This is a genomic window from Hydrogenophaga sp. GW823-FHT04C09 (genome assembly GCF_058796355.1).
On the sequence record NZ_JBXAIO010000003.1, the window covers coordinates 306,140 to 323,561 of the forward strand.

The 17,422-nt window shown below is 68.5% G+C and carries 16 protein-coding genes; 6 read left to right on the forward strand and 10 right to left on the reverse strand.

Annotation, left to right across the window (positions count from 1 at the left end; genetic code table 11):
- Positions 1-60 precede the first annotated feature (60 nt).
- A complete protein-coding gene (locus AC1Q9M_RS10500) occupies positions 61-741 on the forward strand; it encodes a TetR family transcriptional regulator (RefSeq protein ID WP_382156806.1) in 681 nt (226 codons plus the stop codon).
- Here AC1Q9M_RS10500 and AC1Q9M_RS10505 read toward each other — a convergent pair.
- The 8 genes from AC1Q9M_RS10505 to AC1Q9M_RS10540 all read right to left on the reverse strand — a co-directional run bounded on the left by AC1Q9M_RS10505 (position 738) and on the right by AC1Q9M_RS10540 (position 8,324).
- Positions 738-1,850, reverse strand: a complete 1,113-nt coding sequence (locus AC1Q9M_RS10505) for an MFS transporter (RefSeq protein ID WP_382325649.1) — start codon at positions 1,848-1,850, stop codon at positions 738-740. The two genes, AC1Q9M_RS10500 and AC1Q9M_RS10505, sit on opposite strands and share 4 nt — an antisense overlap.
- A gap of 62 nt (positions 1,851-1,912) precedes the next feature.
- Positions 1,913-3,301, reverse strand: a complete 1,389-nt coding sequence (locus AC1Q9M_RS10510; protein WP_382156804.1) for a DNA recombination protein RmuC — start codon at positions 3,299-3,301, stop codon at positions 1,913-1,915.
- An 8-nt stretch (positions 3,302-3,309) separates the two neighbouring features.
- Complete coding sequence (locus AC1Q9M_RS10515; RefSeq protein WP_382156802.1) at positions 3,310-4,299, reverse strand: 2-hydroxyacid dehydrogenase; 990 nt, start codon at positions 4,297-4,299, stop codon at positions 3,310-3,312.
- 22 nt (positions 4,300-4,321) lie between these two features.
- Complete coding sequence (locus AC1Q9M_RS10520; RefSeq protein WP_382320565.1) at positions 4,322-5,734, reverse strand: sodium:proton antiporter; 1,413 nt, start codon at positions 5,732-5,734, stop codon at positions 4,322-4,324.
- Between the two features lie 61 nt (positions 5,735-5,795).
- Positions 5,796-6,143 carry an FKBP-type peptidyl-prolyl cis-trans isomerase gene (locus tag AC1Q9M_RS10525; protein WP_066271574.1) on the reverse strand — a complete coding sequence of 116 codons (348 nt, stop codon included), beginning with the start codon at positions 6,141-6,143 and terminating at the stop codon, positions 5,796-5,798.
- Positions 6,144-6,178: 35 nt separating this feature from the next.
- Positions 6,179-6,901, reverse strand: a complete 723-nt coding sequence (locus AC1Q9M_RS10530; RefSeq protein WP_382320567.1) for a nitroreductase — start codon at positions 6,899-6,901, stop codon at positions 6,179-6,181.
- Positions 6,898-7,350 carry an acyl-CoA thioesterase gene (locus tag AC1Q9M_RS10535; protein WP_291116178.1) on the reverse strand — a complete coding sequence of 151 codons (453 nt, stop codon included), beginning with the start codon at positions 7,348-7,350 and terminating at the stop codon, positions 6,898-6,900. Before AC1Q9M_RS10535 ends, AC1Q9M_RS10530 begins: the two co-directional genes overlap by 4 nt.
- Positions 7,347-8,324, reverse strand: a complete 978-nt coding sequence (locus tag AC1Q9M_RS10540; RefSeq protein ID WP_382320569.1) for a histone deacetylase family protein — start codon at positions 8,322-8,324, stop codon at positions 7,347-7,349. The genes AC1Q9M_RS10535 and AC1Q9M_RS10540 overlap by 4 nt, the downstream gene beginning before the upstream one ends.
- A 265-nt stretch (positions 8,325-8,589) precedes the next feature.
- On the opposite strand from AC1Q9M_RS10540, the gene AC1Q9M_RS10545 reads away from it, so the two are divergent.
- On the forward strand, positions 8,590-9,132 hold the full coding sequence (locus AC1Q9M_RS10545; protein WP_204733310.1) for a phasin family protein: 543 nt from the start codon (positions 8,590-8,592) through the stop codon (positions 9,130-9,132).
- A gap of 203 nt (positions 9,133-9,335) precedes the next feature.
- Here AC1Q9M_RS10545 and AC1Q9M_RS10550 read toward each other — a convergent pair whose 3' ends face one another.
- Complete coding sequence (locus AC1Q9M_RS10550) at positions 9,336-10,253, reverse strand: patatin-like phospholipase family protein (protein WP_382326397.1); 918 nt, start codon at positions 10,251-10,253, stop codon at positions 9,336-9,338.
- Between the two features lie 139 nt (positions 10,254-10,392).
- Here AC1Q9M_RS10550 and AC1Q9M_RS10555 point away from each other — a divergent pair, with 139 nt between their 5' ends.
- Positions 10,393-11,448 carry an extracellular solute-binding protein gene (locus tag AC1Q9M_RS10555; protein WP_382156789.1) on the forward strand — a complete coding sequence of 352 codons (1,056 nt, stop codon included), beginning with the start codon at positions 10,393-10,395 and terminating at the stop codon, positions 11,446-11,448.
- Positions 11,449-11,601: 153 nt separating this feature from the next.
- Here the strand turns inward: AC1Q9M_RS10555 and ppk2 are convergent, their stop codons facing one another.
- Positions 11,602-12,510: a polyphosphate kinase 2 gene (gene ppk2, locus AC1Q9M_RS10560; RefSeq protein ID WP_382156787.1), complete on the reverse strand. Its 909-nt coding sequence runs from the start codon at positions 12,508-12,510 to the stop codon at positions 11,602-11,604.
- A 140-nt stretch (positions 12,511-12,650) separates the two neighbouring features.
- On the opposite strand from ppk2, the gene AC1Q9M_RS10565 reads away from it, so the two are divergent.
- The 3 genes from AC1Q9M_RS10565 (at position 12,651) to dnaG (ending at position 17,374) form a co-directional block, all read left to right on the forward strand.
- Entirely contained in the window at positions 12,651-13,409 is a 759-nt protein-coding gene (locus AC1Q9M_RS10565) for a 3-hydroxyacyl-CoA dehydrogenase (RefSeq protein WP_382156785.1), read from the forward strand.
- 103 nt (positions 13,410-13,512) lie between these two features.
- Entirely contained in the window at positions 13,513-15,342 is a 1,830-nt protein-coding gene (locus AC1Q9M_RS10570) for a gamma-glutamyltransferase family protein (protein WP_382326395.1), read from the forward strand.
- A gap of 31 nt (positions 15,343-15,373) precedes the next feature.
- Positions 15,374-17,374 (forward strand): DNA primase, encoded by a 2,001-nt coding sequence (gene dnaG, locus AC1Q9M_RS10575; protein WP_492433677.1) that lies wholly within the window; start codon positions 15,374-15,376, stop codon positions 17,372-17,374.
- Positions 17,375-17,422: the final 48 nt, after the last annotated feature.

A 17,422-nucleotide genomic window follows, 5' to 3' on the forward strand; every position in this document is an offset into this window, starting at 1 on the left:
AAGAATGTATGTATAGTCCTAACCATCCCCACGGGCTTCCATTCTGGAGACACACACACCATGGTTCGACGCACCAAAGCCGATGCGCTGGCCACCCGCCACAGCCTGCTGGATGCTGCCGAGCATTTGTTTCAGGAGCGAGGCGTCTCCCGCACCTCGCTCAACGACATTGCCACCGCCGCCGGCACCACGCGCGGCGCGATCTACTGGCACTTCAAGGACAAGGCCGACTTGTTCAACGCCATGATGGAGCGCGTGACCATGCCCCTGGAGGGCACGCTGGCCTGCACCGCGCGCACGGCGGACACCACCGCCAACCCCCTGCTCTCCCTGCGCGACTCGATCATGAACGCGCTCCAGCAGACCGCCAACGACGAACAGACCCGCCGGGTGTTTGAGGTCGCCACGCACAAGGTGGAGTACGTGGCCGAGATGCAGGCGGTGCGCGACCGCCATCTGCAGGTGCGCAACGAATGCATGGCCATGACCGAAGAGATCCTGCAGCAGGCGGTGCAGCGCGAAGGCATCCAGCTGCACATCCCGCTGGGCACCGCCGCGCTCGGCCTGCACGTGATCATCGACGGGTTGATCCAGAACTGGCTGCTCGACCCCGAGGCTTTCGATCTCGTGAAGAGCGGGCGCGACACGATGGACGTGTACCTCGCCGGGCTGGGCTTCACCCAACCCGCCGCGCGGGCCCCGCAACGCGCGGCCGCTCCGCGCAAGCTCGCACCCGCCTAAGGCATGCGCTGAGGCGCCTCGGCCGAAGGCGCCGGCAGGCGCCAGGCCAGCGGCGAACCCAGGCCGACCACCGCGCCCACGAGCCAGAACACCGCGCCCACCCCGATCAGGGCGCCGGCCGAGCCGAACATCAGCGGCATCACCACGCTGGACCCATTGATGGCCATGGCGCGCAGGCCCAGCGCCTCGCCGTGGCGGTGGTGCGGCGTCATCTGGTGCAGCGAACTCATGATCATGGGTTGCACCGACCCGAGCGCGAAACCCAGCAGCACCGAGAGCGTGCCCATGGCCCAGGCCGCGTGCACCATGGGATAGGCCGCGAACAGCAGCGCGGTGGCCAGCATGGCCGTGCCGATCACCACCGACTCGCGCAGGTGCGAGGCCAGCCAGGGCAGGAGCAGGCGGATCGCGGTGGCGGCCAGGGCGAAAGCGCCGAGGATGGTGCCGATCACGGTCGCGCTCAGGCCGCGCTCGTGGCCCAGCACCGGCACCAGGAAGGTGTGCACGTCCCAGCAGGACGACAGCATCCAGTTGATCATCATCAGCTGGCGAAAGCCCTTGTCCTTCAACAGGTTCCACGACGAGCCGCTGGCCTGGCGCAGCTCGGGCGCCACCGGCTCGTGCTCGACGGTGTGCCGCACGCCATACCAGGCCAGCGAGGGCAGCAACGCGAGCAGCAGAAAGGCGGCGCGAAAACCGAAGCTGTCGATCATCACGCCCGCGGCGAAGGGCCCGAGGAAGTTGGAGATCGAAGGGCCGATGGCCATCCAGCTGAACACCTGCTTGAGCTCGGTCGGGCCGTGCGCGAGGCGGCCCACGTGGCGCTGCAGCGCGATCATGGCCATGCCCGTGGCCGCGCCGCAGGTCAGCGCGGTCAGGCACAGCACCGGGAACACCGGAAAGGCCACCGCCAGCGCCGCGCCGGCCGAGGCCACGGCCACCGAAAGCATCACCGGTTTGCGCAGGCCACGCCGGTCGGCGTAGCGGCCGGCGGGCAAGGCCATGAAGACGGGCGCCAGCGCGAACAGGGCCAGCAGCATGCCCACCGCGGCCGGGCTGTAGCCCTCGCGCAGCGCCATGAGCGGCGCGGCCATGCGAAACCCTGTCATGCAGGCATGCAGGCAGATCTGCGCCGCGATGAGGCGCCAGAGGACGGATCGGAGCTGGGGGTTCAAGCGTCTCCGTTGTCGGTGGGGTCCAGCGGCAGCAGCGCGCTGGCCTGGTCCTGCGGCAGGGCTTCCACCGCCTTGAGCGCGCGGCCCATGGCGCGGCTGCGCGTCTCGGCACTGTCCAGCGTGTTGAGCACGGTCTGCGTCTGGCTCTTCACGCGCGCGAGCACGTCGCCGAACTTGCCGAACTCGGTCTTGACCGCGCCCAGCACCTGCCAGACTTCGCTGGAGCGCTTTTCCAGCGCCAGCGTGCGAAAGCCCATCTGCAGCGAGTTGAGCATGGCCATGAGCGTGGTGGGCCCGGCCAGGGTCACGCGGTGCTCGCGCTGCAGCACTTCCATCAGCCCCGGTCGGCGCAACACCTCGGCGTACAGGCCTTCGGTGGGCAGGAACAGAATGGCGAAGTCGGTCGTGTGCGGCGGCTGCAGGTACTTGTCGGCCATGGACTTCGCTTCGAGCCGGATGCGCTGCTCCAGCCCACGCGCGGCCAGGTCGGCGCCTTCGACGTCGGCGCGCTGCTGCGCATCGAGCAGGCGCTCGTAGTCCTCGTTGGGGAATTTGGCGTCGATGGGCAGCCAGCAAGGCGCGCCATCTTCGCTGCGGCCGGGCATCTTGATCGCGAAGTCCACCGTGAAGCGGCTGCCCGGCTTGGTCATCACCTGCACGGCGTACTGGTCGGGCGCGAACACCTGTTCGAGCAACGCGGCCAGCTGGGCTTCGCCGAACATGCCGCGCGTCTTCACGTTGGTCAGCAGGTGCTTGAGGTCGCCCACGCCCTGCGCCAGCGTCTGCATTTCGCCCAGGCCCTTGTGCACCTGCTCCAGGCGGTCGGCCACCTGCTTGAAGCTCTCGCCCAGACGCGCCTGCAGCGTGCTCTGCAGTTTCTCATCGACCGTGGCGCGCATCTCATCGAGCTTGGCGGCGTTGTTCTGCTGCAGTTGCGCGAGCTGCGCGTCCAGCGTGGTGCGGATCTCGGCCAGGCGCCGCGCGTTGCCTTCGCTCATGTCCTGCAGCTGGCGCGTGAGCGTGTCGCCCAGCGTGCCGCGCAACTGCACGAGTTGCAGGGCGAAGGCGTCGAGCTGGGCGTTCTGCGTGCGCGTGGCCTCGGCCTCCTGGCGCGACAGCGTTTCCTGGAAGGTGGCCAGGGTCTGCTGCATTTCCTGGCGCCCGCCACGCGACTGCTCGCTGATCTCGCGCCGCAGTTCGCTTTCCACCCGCTCCACGCGCTGGCCCACCTGCTGCCCTTGCTGCTGCACCTGGTCGAGCAGGCGCTCTCGGTGCGCGAGCTCCTGGGCATCCACCGGCGCACGGCGCAGCAGCAGCCACAGGCCGAGCGCGAGGTTGAGCGCCACCCCGATCAGCAGCAGCCAGAGAAGCAGGTCGTTGCTCATCGTGTCGTTCAACGCTGGCCCGCCACTTCCGGGTTGAGCGGCGTGAGGGTCTTGCCCTGCGTGAGGTAGGCGATGACGTTGTCGGCCGCCAGGTGGGCCATCGCCTTGCGGGTGGTGATGGTGGCGCTGGCGATGTGCGGCGTGAGCACGATGTTGGGCACGGTGAGCAGGTCGGGGTGCACCTTGGGCTCGCCCTCGTACACATCCAGCCCGGCGGCGGCGATGCGCTTCTCGCGCAGCGCCACGGCCAGCGCCGCGTCGTCCACGATGCCGCCGCGCGCGATGTTGACCAGCGTCGCCGTGGGCTTCATCTGCGCGATCTCGGCCGCGCCGATGGCGTGGTGCGACGAGGCGCTATAGGGCAGCACGAGGATGAGGTGGTCGGCCGTCTTGAGCAGCTCTTCCTTGCTCACGTAGCTGGCCTTGCATTCGGCTTCCGTCGCCGCGTCGAGCCGCGAACGGTTGTGGTAGATCACCTTCATGCCGAAGCCGTGCGCGCCGCGCCGCGCGATGGCCTGGCCGATGCGGCCCATGCCGAGGATGCCCAGCGTGCTGCCATGCACTTCGGCGCCCGCGAACATGTCCAGCGCCCAGCGGTTCCACTGGCCGGCGCGCAGGAAATGCTCGCTCTCGGTGAGGCGGCGGGCCGTGGCCAGCAGCAGCGCGAAGCCGAAGTCGGCGGTGGTTTCGGTCAGCACGTCGGGCGTGTTGCTCGCCAGCACGCCCGCGGCGGTGATGGCCGGCAGGTCGAAGTTGTTGTAGCCCACGGCGATGTTGGCCACGATCCTGAGTTGCGGGCAGGCCGCGATCAGGGCCGCGTCCACGCGCTCGCTGCCGGTGGTGATCACGCCCACCTTGCCCTGCAGGCGCTCGATCAGCTGGGCCGGCGCCAGCGGTGCGTCGTCCTCATTGGTGTCCACATCGAAGTGCTGCCGCAGCTTGTCCACCACCTCGGGGAAGACTTGGCGGGCAACGAAGATGGCGGGGCGGGAGGTCATGGCGGGAGGTTCCTTCAAGGGGTCAGACAAACCAGATCCAGGTCATCAGCGCGAACAGCGGCACCAGGATGCCGACCGACCAGAGCATGTAACCGAAAAAGCTGGGCATGCGGATGCCGCGGTCTTCGGCGATCGCCTTGACCATCAGGTTGGGCGCGTTGCCGATGTAGGTGTTGGCGCCCATGAACACGGCACCGGCGGAGATGGCCACCAGCGTGGGCGCCATGGTGGTCATCAGCGCCTGCGGATCGCCGCCGGCCGTGTTGAAGAACACCAGGTAGGTGGGTGCGTTGTCGAGGAAGGAACTCAGGGCGCCGGTGGCCCAGAAGTACATGGCCGGGTTGGGCGAGCCGTCCGCATTCGTCACGGCCCTGACCACCGCGCCGAACGGGCCGTCGACACCGGCCTTGAGCATGGCGATCACCGGGATGATGGTGAGGAAGATCGCGGCGAACAGCTTGGCCACCTCCTGCATCGGCCCCCAGGCGAACTGGTTGCTCTCGTGCACGCTGGACGGTGTGAGCTTGAGCGAGATGAGCGTGACCACGATCAGCCCGATGTCGCGCAACAGGCCCGGCAGGCCGACGTCGGTGCCCGCGATGTGGAACACCACGGGCGACTTCCACAGGCCGCTCATGAGCACGAGCGCCACGACCACACCCAGCAGCGCGAAGTTGAAGCCGCCGTCGAAACCCAGGCGCGCGGTGTCGGGCGTGGGGTCCTGCGGCTGGAGCTCTTCGCGGCGGTGGTAGTACCACCAGTCGATGGCGTAGAAGATCACCAGCAGCGCGCCGATGAGCGCCACGGTTTCCATCCACAGGTGAGCCATGGTCCAGAAGAAATCGATGCCCTTGAGGAAGCCCAGGAACAGGGGCGGGTCGCCCAGCGGCGTGAGCGAGCCGCCCGCATTGGAGACGATGAAGATGAAGAACACCACCACGTGCACCTGGTGCTTGCGGTTGTCGTTGGCGCGGATCAGCGGGCGGATCAGCAGCATCGACGCGCCGGTGGTGCCCATGAAGCTGGCGAGCACCGCGCCGATGGCCAGCAGGCCGGTGTTCAGGCCCGGGCTGCCATGCAGGTTGCCCCGCACGAAAATGCCGCCGGCCACCGTGAACAGCGCGGTCAGCAGCACGATGAACGGGATGTACTCGGCCAGCAGCGCGTGCACGACGCTGGTCCCTGCCAGGCCCGGACCCGCCACGATCGCGAACGGCACGAGAAAGGCCAGCGCCCAGGCGGCCGACACCTTGCCGAAGTGGTGGTGCCAGAAAGCCGGTGCCAGCAGGGGCATCAGGGCAATGGAGAGCAGGACGCCCGCGAACGGCACGCCCCACCACACGGACAGCTGGCTGCCGTCGAGATCTGCTGCCCGGGCCAGGCCGGGCAGCAGGGTGGCCGCCAGGCACAACCGGCGCAGGGTGGGTGATGTCATGTTGTCTCCGAAGCGCCTTCGCTGGGCGCGGTAGGGCGCCCATCAGAGCGCCGGCATGCCGTCAGACGGCCAGCAGGTCCACTTCGAACAGCAGCGTGGCGTTGGGCGGGATCACGCCGCCGGCACCGCGCGCGCCGTAGCCGAGCGCGGCCGGAATGACCAAGCGGCGCGTGCCGCCCACGGCCATGCCCTGCACGCCCTCGTCCCAGCCCTTGATGACGTGGCCGGCGCCGAGCGGGAATTCGAACGGCTGGCCGCGGTCCTTGCTCGAATCGAACTTGGAGCCCTGCACGCCATCGTTGTAGAGCCAGCCGGTGTAGTGCACTTGCACGGGACGGCCGGCCTGGGCCACTTCGCCGTTGCCGACCACGGTGTCTTCGTACTGCAGGCCGCTGGGGGTGGTGATCATGTTGTGTCCTTTGGAATGAAAAGTGGAACCGGCGATTATTCCAGCCAGTGGGTGAAGCTCTCGACCGGCTCGCGCGGTGTGTGGAAGCCGTTGACCAGGTGGCTGGGGTCGGCGTAGCCCAGGGCCATGCCACACACCAGCATTTCGTTGTCGCCGGCACCGATGTGCGGCAGGATGATCTTCGCGAAGCCGTTCCAGGCGGCCTGCGGGCAGGTGTGCAGGCCGTGGCCGCGCGCGGCGATCATGAGCGTCTGCAGGAACATGCCGTAGTCCACCAGCGAGCCCCGGCCCATGATGCGGTCCACCGTGAACATGAGGCCCACCGGGGCGTCGAACAGGCGGAAATTGCGCTGGTGCTGCGCGTGCATCTTGTCCTTGTCGCCTTTGGTGATGCCGAGCAGGCCGTACAGGCCCCAACCGTTCTCGCGGCGGCGGTCGATGTAGGGGCTGACCCATTTCTCGGGGTAGTAGTCGTACTCCTCGCGGTACTCGGCGGCCAGCGCCGGATCGGCGCGCAGCGCGTCGTGCGCGGCGCAGACCTTCTCCACCAGGCTGTCGCGGCTGGCGCCCTGCAGCACGTACACCTTCCAGGGCTGGGTGTTGGTGCCCGAAGGCGAGCGGCTGGCCAGCCGCAGCAGGTGCTCGATGGTCTCGCGCGGCACCGGGTCGGGCAGGAAGGCCCGGGTGGACATGCGGCTGTTGATCGCGGCATCGACGCTGGCGGCATCGATCAGGGGCGACGCGGGGTTCTGGCTCATCGCAGGGTCTCCAAAGTCTTCTTGAGGATGTCGGGCAGCGGCACGGGGCGGCGGGTTTCGCGGTTCACGTACACGTGGACGAAGTGCCCGCAGGCCGCGGCGGTCTCTTCACCGTCGGCGAACAGGCCCACTTCGTAGCGCACGCTGGAACTGCCCAGGTGCGCCACGCGCAGGCCGGCCCACACGGTCTGGGGAAACGCCAGCGGCGCGAAGTAGTTGCACTGGGTCTCGATCACCAGGCCGATCACCTCGCCGCCATGGATGTCGAGCGCGCCCTGCTCGATCAGGTGCGCATTGACCGCCGTGTCGAACCAACTGTAGTACACCACGTTGTTCACATGGCCATAGATGTCGTTGTCGCTCCAGCGTGTGCCGATGGGCCGGAACACCCGGTAGGCGCTGCGGGGCAAGGCCTGCGGACGCGGAGGTGGGCTGCTGGCGGTGCTCATGCCGGGGCATTGTGCCAGTGGGTTGATCCGGCAACCGCCGCCGCCCAGCCGCGCCAGCGCTGCCGGTACTGCAGCGCGGTGCGGTAGGTGTTGACCTGCACCTGCACCGTGGCCTCCAGGTCGTGGCCGTAGCCACCGCCCATGGCGATGGCCAGCGGCAGGCGCTTCTGCCAGGCCCAGTCCATCACCCGGCGGTCGCGCGCCTCCAGGCCATCGAAGCTGAGCTTGAGGCGCCCGAGCCGGTCGCCCTCGTGCGGGTCCGCTCCCGCCAGGTACAGCACCAGGCCCGGGTCGAAGCGGCGCTCCAGCTCACCCAGCGCCCGCTCCAGCGCGTCCCTGTAGGTATCGTCGTCGCAGCCATCGGGCAGCTCGACGTCGAGGTCGCTGGGCTCCTTGCGGAAGGGGAAATTCCTCGCGCCGTGCAGCGACAGTGTGAACACCGACGCGTCGTTGGCGAAGATGGACGCCGTGCCATTGCCCTGGTGCACGTCGAGGTCGATGATCGCGACCCGCAGCGGTCCCCGGGCGCGGTTCAGCCGCGCGTGCTCGGCCTGCATCAGGCGGGCCGCCACGGCGAAGTCGTTGAACACGCAGAAGCCACTGCCCTTGTCGGCATAGGCGTGGTGCGTGCCGCCGGCCAGGTTCGCGGCCAGCCCGGCACCGCCCAGGGCGCTGCGGCAGGCCTGCAGGGTGGCGCCCACCGAGCGGCGCGCCCGTTCGGCCATGGCCGGGCTCCAGGGAAAACCGATCTCGCGCTGCGCCGCCGGGCTCAGCGTGCCGCTGGCCACGGCCTCGATGTACGCCGGGGTGTGCACCAGGGCCAGCTCGCCGCGGCTCGCGGGCAAGGCCTCGAGCATCTGCACCTCGGGCAGCTCGGCCACCAGCCGCTCGCGCAGGCGCGCGTATTTCCCCATGGGAAAGCGGTGCCCGCTGGGCAGCGGCAGGACAAAGTGGTCGGCGTAGTAGGCGTGCACGGAAGGGAGATCGGGGCGAGGGATTCGGTCGGGCCGGGCCATTGTGGGCGCAGGACGATGCCGCAGTGCCACCACCGACTTTTAGAACACCGCATCTAGAATGCTGCGGCGCAACAAAAAGAGCTTGCACGTCCGCGGCATCTCCCTATAATTCGAGTCATGTTGCAGTGCAGCAAAGCGAACGAAAACAACAGCGTCCCGACAGCGCGGTGTTCTCAGCAGCCTTCAACTAAGCCCTTGTTTTACAAAGTTTAGGAGTATGAATATGTTGACCGCTGAACAAATCGTTGCCGCCCAGAAAGCCAACATCGAGACCCTTTTCGGCCTGACCCAGAAAGCCTTCGAAGGCGTGGAAAAGCTGGTCGATCTGAACGTGCAAGCCACCAAGGCTGCCCTGTCCGAATCCGCCAACAGCGCCCAGGCCCTGCTGAGCGTGAAGGACGCGCAGGAACTGCTGTCCCTGCAAGCCAACCTGATGCAGCCCCTGGCCGAGAAGACCGTGGCCTACAGCCGCCACCTGTACGACATCGCCGCCGGCACCGGCGCCGAGTTCGGCAAGGCCGCTGAAGCCCAAGCCAGCGACACCCAGAAGAAGTTCCTGGCTGTCGTGGACAACGCCGCCAAGAACGCTCCCGCCGGTTCCGAAACCGCCGTGGCCGTGATGAAGAGCGCCGTTTCCGCCGCCAACAACGCCATGGAATCGGTCCAGAAGGCCGTCAAGCAAGCCACCGAAATGGCCGAAGCCAACTTCAACACCGTGACCGCCTCGGCCGTGAACGCGACCAAGACGGCCGCCAAGAAGCGCTAAGCAGCACAGCACCGCGATCGTGCCGTTGATCGGCCCGCTTGACACACGTCAAAAAGGCCCCTCTAGTATCAAGTCACGGCGCGCTACCCCTCAAAGGCAGCGCTTGAATCTCAAGTCTGTTTTTCTGGTTGTCTCCTCGGGTCCTTTTCGAAATTCGATTTCATCGGACCCCTTAAGCCCTCACTGCAAGGTGAGGGCTTTTTTTATGGCCGGTTGGCCGGCAGGCGCCGGGCCAGCTGGGTGCGCAGCTGCGGCAAGGCCGCCTGCATCGCGGCCCGGCCCGCTTCGATGGCGCGCAGCCGCGCCGTGAAGTCCGCGCTGCCCACGCCCACCAGCGCGGGGCGCAGCACCACGTCGGCCCCCGCCAGTTCGTGGCGGTTGATGCTTTGCCCCATGATGGCGAAGGTCTGCAGCAGCACCTGCACGCTGCCGACCGCCGAATTGCCCTCGGGCGCGCTCGAGATGTCCACCGCCAGCACCACCTCGGCGCCCATGTCGCGGGCGTAGCGCACCGGCACCGGCGCCACCAGGCCGCCGTCCACATAGTCGCGCCCGGTGATGTTCACCGGTGCGAACACGCCCGGCACGGCGCTGGAGGCGCGCACGGCCTGAGCCGCGTCGCCCCGGCGGAACAGCACGCCCTGCCCGGTCGCCAGGTCGGTGGCCAGCACACCCAGGGGAATGGACATGTTCTCCAGCAGCTTGCCGCCCACGGCTTGGCGCACGTAGCGCGTGAGCGCCTCGCCGCGCAGCATGCCCCGGCCCATGATGGGCAGGGACCAGTCGGTCAAGGTGGCCTCTTCCATGCTGAGGGCCGTGGCCTCCAGCTCGGCGGCGGTCTTGCCGCTGGCGTACATCGCGGCCACCATGCTGCCGGCGGAGGTGCCCACCACCAGATCGGGGCGGATGCCGTTCTGCTCCAGCACCTGGATGACGCCCACATGGGCGAACCCGCGCGCGGCGCCACCACCGAGCGCCAGCCCCAGGCGGGGCGCGCGCGTGGGTACCTCAGGGGTTGGGGGAACGGTGGCAACCGGGGGGGTCTCCGGCAGCCGGCGTGGACCGCTGGAGCAGCCCGCGATCAGCAGGACGGCGGCCAGAATCCAGGCGGTTCGCGGCAAGTTGGGGCGTAAGTTTTTGATAAGAACCATTCTCGTTCGTGCTAGCATGCTCGGCGGAATTATCCCCTCGCCCACCGATCCGATCGACGGGGCGTCCCCCTCCTCTGCTCCGTTTCAAACCACCTCCAAGGACCGCGTCATGACCCGACTTCCCAAACTCGCCATGATGGCCATCGCCATGGCCGCCGCGCTGGGCGCCCATACCCAGATCCAGGCCCAGGACAAGGTGCTCAACCTGTATTCCGCCCGTCACTACCAGACCGACGAGGCCATGTACGAGACCTTCACCAAGACCACCGGCATCAAGATCAACCGCGTGGACGCGGACGACGCCGGCATCATCGCCCGCCTGCGCGCCGAGGGCGCGGCCTCCCCCGCCGATGTGATCATGCTGGTGGACGCCGCCCGCCTGGCCGTGGCCGACACCCAGGGCCTGTTCCAGCCGATCAAGTCGGCCAAGCTCGACGCCGCCATTCCCGCCAACCTGCGCGCCAGCGCCACCGCCGACGGCGTGACCTGGACCGGCTTTTCCACCCGCGCCCGCGTGATCGTGTACGACCCGGCCCGCGTGAAGGCCGAAGACGTGGCCACCTACGAACAGCTCGCCGACCCCAAGCTCAAGGGCCTGGTCTGCACGCGCTCGGGCTCGCACCCCTACAACCTCTCGCTGTTCTCCACCATCGTCGAACACCTGGGCGACCAGAAGGGCGAAGCCTGGCTCAAGGGCGTGGTGGACAACATGGCGCGTGCGCCCAAGGGCGGTGACACCGACCAGATCAAGGGCGTGGCCTCGGGCGAATGCGGCGTGGCCTTGACCAACACCTACTACGTGGCGCGCCTGATCAAGTCCGACAAGGCGGAAGACAAGGCCGTGATGAGCAAGGTGAAGGTCATGTTCCCCAACCAGGCCACCAGCGGCACCCACGTGAACATCGCCGGTGCGGGCGTGGCCAAGCACGCCAAGAACCGCGACAACGCGATCACCTTCATGGAGTTCCTGTCCAGCCCCTACGCCCAGGACTACTTCGCCAACGGCAACAACGAGTTCCCCACCGTCAAGGGCCTGAAGGTCGACAACCCGGCCATCAAGGCCATGGGCGGCGACAGCTTCAAGGCCGAGACCGTGCCGCTGGGCGTGGTGGCGAAGAACATGACCAAGGTGCAGCAAATGCTGGACCGCGTGGGCTATAAGTAAGAACACCCCCGCCGCGCTTCGCGCGACCCCCTCAAGGGGGCAACATCTGCGGACCGGCGAAGCCGGATCCGCGATGTTCTGGACTTGAGGCGCTTCGGCTAAAGAAAAAAGCCCCCGTGTGAATGCATGGGGGCTTTTTCTTTTTTGTGGCGGTCAGTACACCTGAGGAACGTAGATCTCGCCGGGCACCTGGTGGCGCCGGTAGCCTTCGTGGCGCACGCGGTCGGGCAGCGTGATGGTGGCGCGCTCCACTTCGCCGTAGGGCATCTGCCGCAGCAGGTGGTGGATGCAGTTGAGGCGGGCCTTTTTCTTGTCGTCGGCCTGCACCACCCACCAGGGCGATTCGGGGATGTGGGTGCGTTCCAGCATCACTTCCTTGGCCTGGGTGTAGAGCTCCCAGCGGCGGCGGCTCTCCAGGTCCATGGGGCTGAGCTTCCACTGCTTGAGCGGGTCGTGGATGCGGCCCAGGAAGCGCAGGTGCTGTTCTTCGTCCGAGATCGAGAACCAGTATTTGATGAGCTGGATGCCCGAGCGCACCAGCATCTTCTCGAACTCGGGCACCGAGCGGAAGAACTCTTCGTATTGCTCGTCGCTGCAGAAGCCCATGACGCGCTCCACGCCCGCGCGGTTGTACCAGCTGCGGTCGAACAGCACCATCTCGCCCGCGGCGGGCAGGTGCGCGGCGTAGCGCTGGAAGTACCACTGCGTGCGCTCGCGGTCGTTGGGCGCGGGCAGCGCGGCCACGCGGCACACGCGCGGGTTCAGGCGCTGGGTGATGCGCTTGATCGCCCCGCCCTTGCCGGCCGCGTCGCGGCCCTCGAACACGATCACCACCTTGTGCCCGGTGGCCACCACCCAGTCCTGCAGCTTCACGAGTTCGGCCTGCAGCCGGAACAGCTCGCGGAAGTAGGTGCGGCGCGCTTCCTTGTGTTTGGCCTCTTCATCGGCGTCCAGGGCCTGGTCCAGCACGCGGTCCTCGAGCTCCATCTCCAGCTCTTCGTCGTAACCGTCCATGAGGTCGGTGTGGATGCGGCGCATCAGCTCGTCCTGGCTGTCAAACATGTGGGCTCCATGATGGAAACAAAGTGCCCAGACTAGGGCACCCGCGTGACAAGGGCGTGACACGGGCATGTCGCATAATCCGGGTCGAATTGACGTTTACGTCAACGTCACATCCCCTCTCATCACACAGGAGCACACCCATGGACATTCAAGGCAAGGTATTCATCGTCACCGGCGGCGCATCGGGGCTGGGCGAAGGCACGGCGCGCATGCTGGCGGCCAACGGCGGCAAGGTCGTGATCGCCGACATGCAGGCCGACAAGGGCGAAGCCGTGGCCAAGGAGATTGGCGGCGCGTTCGTGAAGTGCGACGTGAGCAACGAGGCCGACGGCCAGGCGGTGGTGGCCAAGGCCCTGTCCCTGGGCAAGCTCATGGGCCTGGTGAACTGTGCCGGCATCGCCCCGGCCGAGAAGACCGTGGGCAAGAACGGTGCGCACAACCTGGGCGTTTACACCAAGACCATCATGGTCAACCTGGTGGGCAGCTTCAACATGATCCGCCTGGCCGCCGAGGCCATGTGCAAGAACGAGCCCGAGGCCACCGGCGAGCGCGGCGTGATGATCTCCACCGCCAGCGTGGCGGCCTACGACGGCCAGATCGGCCAGGCGGCCTACGCGGCGTCCAAGGGCGGCATCGTCGGCATGACGCTGCCGATCGCGCGCGACCTGGCGCGCAACGGCGTCCGCAACATGACCATCGCCCCCGGCATCTTCGGCACACCCATGCTCTTCGGCATGCCCAAGGAAGTGCAGGACGCGCTGGCCGCCGGCGTGCCCTTCCCGAGCCGCCTGGGCACCCCGGAGGACTACGCCAAGCTGGCCAAACACATCTTCGAGAACGACATGCTCAACGGCGAGGTGATCCGCCTGGATGGCGCGATCCGCCTGGCACCGAAGTAATCCCGAAACGGTTTCTTACGCCTCCATGGACCGCCAAGGCGGTCCATCCGCGTTTCTGGGATACGGTGGCCGTCTCGACAACGATCTTCAAGGAGCCATTGCCATGACACGCCTTGCCTGCCTGATCGCCTCGCTGAGCCTGCTCAGCGCCTGCGGCACACCCACCACCCCTTCCTCCTCTTCCATCCAGCAGCCCGAGGGTGCCTCGGGCCTCACGGTCAAACCGGGCTGGGCCTTCCCGCGCCAGGCCGTGGCGGCGGCCAACCCGCTGGCCACCGAGGCCGGCGCGCGCATCCTGCGCGCCGGCGGCAGCGCGGTGGACGCGGCCATCGCCGTGCAGATGGTGCTCACGCTGGTGGAGCCGCAGTCCAGCGGCATCGGCGGCGGTGCCTTCCTGCTGCACCACGACGGGCGCCGCGTCCAGGCCTTCGATGGCCGCGAGACCGCGCCCGCCGGGGCCAACGAGCAACTCTTCCTCGACGAACAGGGCAAGCCCCTGCCCTTCATGGTGGCCGTGGCCAGCGGCCGCTCGGTGGGCACCCCCGGCGCGGTGGCGATGCTCGCGCAGGCCCACCGCCAACACGGCAAGCTGCCCTGGGCGCGCCTGTTCGAGCCCGCCATCGCGCTGGCCGACCAGGGCTTCGCCGTCAGCCCCCGGCTGCACACCCTGCTGCTGGCCGAGACCGCGCTGAAGAACGACCCGGTCGCGGCCGCCTACTTCTACCGGCCCGACGGCCAGCCGCACCCGGTGGGCCATGTGCTGCGCAACCCCGAACTCGCGCAGGTGCTCAGGAACATCGCGGCCCAGGGCCCGATCGCCCTGCACGAAGGCCCGGTGGCCCAGGCCATCGTCAACAAGGTGCGGCAGCACCCGGTGCGACCCGGCAGCCTCAGCCTCGAAGACCTCCAGCGCTACCAGCCGCGCGAGCGCGAAGCCCTGTGCCACGACCACACGGCCGCGCAGCGCGCCTTGCGCGTCTGCGGCTTCCCGCCACCCAGCTCGGGCGCCATCGCGGTCGGCCAGATCCTCGGTCTGCTCGCGCGCACGCCGCAGGCCCAGGAGCCGCTGGTGAAACCCGCGATGGGCACCGCCCTGCCCTCGGCCGACTGGCTGCACAGCTACACCGAGGCCTCGCGCCTGGCGTTCGCCGACCGCGCGCAGTACGTGGCCGACCCGGATTTCGTCGCCGCCCCTGGTGGCCGCTGGAGCAGCTTGCTCGATGCGCGCTACCTGGACGAGCGCGCCCGCCTCATCAGCCCGAACGCCCGCATGCCGCAGGCGCCCGCCGGCGTGCCGGGCGGCGTGCAGGTGGGCTGGGCGCCCATGCCCGAGCAGCCCGAGTACGGCACCAGCCACATCAGCATCGTGGACGCCTACGGCAATGCGCTGGCCATGACCACCACCATCGAGGCCGTCTTCGGCTCGCGCCTCATGGTCACCACCGATCCGAGCCGCCCGGGTGGTTTCCTGCTCAACAACGAGCTCACCGACTTCAGCTTCGCTCCCCGCAACGCCCAGGGCCAAGCCATCGCCAACCGCGTCGAACCGGGCAAGCGGCCGCGCTCCTCGATGTCGCCCACCCTGGTGTTCGACAAGGCCAGCGGCGAGCTGCTGATGAGCGCGGGCAGCCCGGGCGGCGCGCTCATCATCCACTTCACCGCCAAGACCCTGCACGGCACGCTGCAATGGGGCCTGTCGCCGCAGGACGCGATCAACCTGCCCAACTTCGGCACCACCGGTGGGCCCTTGCTGCTGGAACAGAAACGGTTTGCGCCCGCCACCGTGGAGGCCCTGCGCCAGCGCGGCCACACGGTGGAGGAAGCGGACATGACCAGCGGCCTGCAGGCCCTGATGCGGGGCACGCAGCGCGGCCAGCGGGTGTGGCTGGGCGGAGCCGATCCCCGCCGCGAGGGCATCGTCGCCGGGGACTGAGCAACCGGGGTGCATCGGTCAGAATACCCCGGTGGCCATCCCCCAGACCTTCATCCAGGAACTGCTCAACCGCGTGGACGTGGTTGACGTGGTGGGCCGCTACGTGCAGCTCAAGAAGGGCGGCGCCAACCTGATGGGCCTGTGCCCGTTCCACGGCGAAAAATCGCCCTCGTTCAGCGTCAGCCCGAGCAAACAGTTCTACCACTGCTTCGGCTGCGGGGCCAACGGCAACGCCATCGGTTTCCTGATGGAACACGCCGGCATGAGCTTCATCGAGGCGGTGAAAGACCTCGCCCAGCAGGCCGGCATGCAGGTGCCGGAAGACGAGGCCTCGCCGCAGGACCGCGAGCGCGCCGCGCAGCAGCGCCAGAAGCAGGCCACGCTCACCGACGTGCTCGAGAAGGCCGCGCAGGCCTACGCCAAGCAACTCAAGGTCTCGCCGCGCGCCATCGACTACCTCAAGGGCCGCGGCCTCTCGGGCCAGATCGCCAAGACCTTCGGCCTGGGCTACGCGCCCGAGGGCTGGCGCGCCCTGGCCAGCGTGTTCCCCGACTACCAGGCGCCCCTGCTGGTCGAGTCGGGCATGGTGATCGAGCACGAGGACGAAAAAGGCGCCGACGGCCAGGCCAAGCGCTACGACCGCTTCCGCGACCGGATCATGTTCCCGATCCGCAACGTCAAGGGCGAGTGCATCGGCTTTGGCGGGCGCGTGCTCGACAAGGGCGAGCCCAAGTACCTCAACTCGCCCGAAACGCCGGTGTTCAGCAAGGGCCGCGAGCTCTACGGCCTGTTCGAGGGCCGCACCGCCATCCGCGTGGCCGGCTACGCCCTCGTCACCGAAGGCTACATGGACGTGGTCGCGCTGGCCCAGCTCGGCTTCGCCAACGCCGTGGCCACGCTGGGCACGGCCTGCACGCCCGACCACGTGCAAAAGCTGTTCCGCTTCACCGACGCCGTGGTCTTCAGCTTCGACGGCGACGGCGCCGGCCGGCGCGCCGCGCGCAAGGCGCTCGATGCCGCCCTGCCCCTGGCCACCGACACGCGCAGCGTCAAGTTCCTGTTCCTGCCGGCCGAACACGACCCGGACAGCTTCATCCGCGCCAACGGCGAGGCGGCTTTCGCGCAGTGCGTGAAGGAGGCCGTGCCGCTGTCGCGCTTCCTGGTCGAATCCGCCGGTGCCGACTGCGACCTCAGCACCGCTGAAGGCCGCGCGCGCATGGCCAGCCAGGCGCGCCCACTCTGGAGCGCCCTGCCCGATGGCGCGCTCAAGCGCCAGCTCATCGGCGAACTGGCCGCCGGCATCGGCATCGGCAGCCCGGACCTGCTGCAGCTCTGGCAGCAGACCGGCGGCGGCCCGCGCAAGCCCCGGGCCGCCAGCCCGGCGCCCGCGCAGCCGGGGCACGACGCCGGTTACGACGGCGGCGGGGCCAGCGCGGCCTACACCTCGGACCCGGGCTACGACAGCGGCGCCGGCGGCGGTTACAGCAGCGGCGGTGGCGGCTACGGCGGTGGTGGCAAAACCTACGGCGGCGGCAGCAAGGGCTTCGGCAAGTGGCGCAAAGGCCCGCCGCCCCCGCCCCGCATGCTGGGCACGCGCCGCGCGGGGGGCAGCCGGGCCGACCGCGCGGTGGGTCTGCTGCTGGCCAGCCCGCAGGCCTGGGACACGCTCTCGGCCGACGACCACGCCCTGCTGGCCCACCTGCCCGCGCCCCACGGCCCGGTGTTCGTCTGGCTGGAAGCCCAGCTGCACGAACACGGGCACCAGCCCTGGGCTGCGGTGCGCGAGGCCCTGCGCGGCCACGAACACGAGACCTTTGCCTGCGTCCAGGTCGAGCAGGCGACCCTGGGCGGCGACCCGAGCGCCGAGCTGTCCGAGCTGAACGACGTGATGCACCGCCTGCGCCGCGACGGGCTGGTGGAACAGGCTCGCCAGCTGGCCGAGCGCGTGGCCGCGGGAGATGCCAGCGCCATGGAGGACTACAAACGGGTCAACGCCCAGCTGCAGGCCCTCCAAAGCGACACGCCCGCCTGACAAAAAAACTTTGTCAGCGGTATAATCCAAGGTTTTGCACCGCAAGCG

Bases quoted from the DNA above. Each gene is read 5' to 3' on its own strand.
- AC1Q9M_RS10510 (WP_382156804.1), bottom strand. From the start codon at position 3,301: ATGAGCAACGACCTGCTTCTCTGGCTGCTGCTGATCGGGGTGGCGCTC.
- ppk2 (WP_382156787.1), bottom strand. From the start codon at position 12,510: ATGTTTGACAGCCAGGACGAGCTGATGCGCCGCATCCACACCGACCTC.
- AC1Q9M_RS10545 (WP_204733310.1), top strand. From the start codon at position 8,590: ATGTTGACCGCTGAACAAATCGTTGCCGCCCAGAAAGCCAACATCGAG.
- AC1Q9M_RS10535 (WP_291116178.1), bottom strand. From the start codon at position 7,350: ATGAGCACCGCCAGCAGCCCACCTCCGCGTCCGCAGGCCTTGCCCCGC.
- AC1Q9M_RS10525 (WP_066271574.1), bottom strand. From the start codon at position 6,143: ATGATCACCACCCCCAGCGGCCTGCAGTACGAAGACACCGTGGTCGGC.
- AC1Q9M_RS10520 (WP_382320565.1), bottom strand. From the start codon at position 5,734: ATGACATCACCCACCCTGCGCCGGTTGTGCCTGGCGGCCACCCTGCTG.
- AC1Q9M_RS10565 (WP_382156785.1), top strand. From the start codon at position 12,651: ATGGACATTCAAGGCAAGGTATTCATCGTCACCGGCGGCGCATCGGGG.
- AC1Q9M_RS10505 (WP_382325649.1), bottom strand. From the start codon at position 1,850: ATGACAGGGTTTCGCATGGCCGCGCCGCTCATGGCGCTGCGCGAGGGC.
- AC1Q9M_RS10530 (WP_382320567.1), bottom strand. From the start codon at position 6,901: ATGAGCCAGAACCCCGCGTCGCCCCTGATCGATGCCGCCAGCGTCGAT.
- AC1Q9M_RS10515 (WP_382156802.1), bottom strand. From the start codon at position 4,299: ATGACCTCCCGCCCCGCCATCTTCGTTGCCCGCCAAGTCTTCCCCGAG.
- AC1Q9M_RS10500 (WP_382156806.1), top strand. From the start codon at position 61: ATGGTTCGACGCACCAAAGCCGATGCGCTGGCCACCCGCCACAGCCTG.
- AC1Q9M_RS10570 (WP_382326395.1), top strand. From the start codon at position 13,513: ATGACACGCCTTGCCTGCCTGATCGCCTCGCTGAGCCTGCTCAGCGCC.
- AC1Q9M_RS10555 (WP_382156789.1), top strand. From the start codon at position 10,393: ATGACCCGACTTCCCAAACTCGCCATGATGGCCATCGCCATGGCCGCC.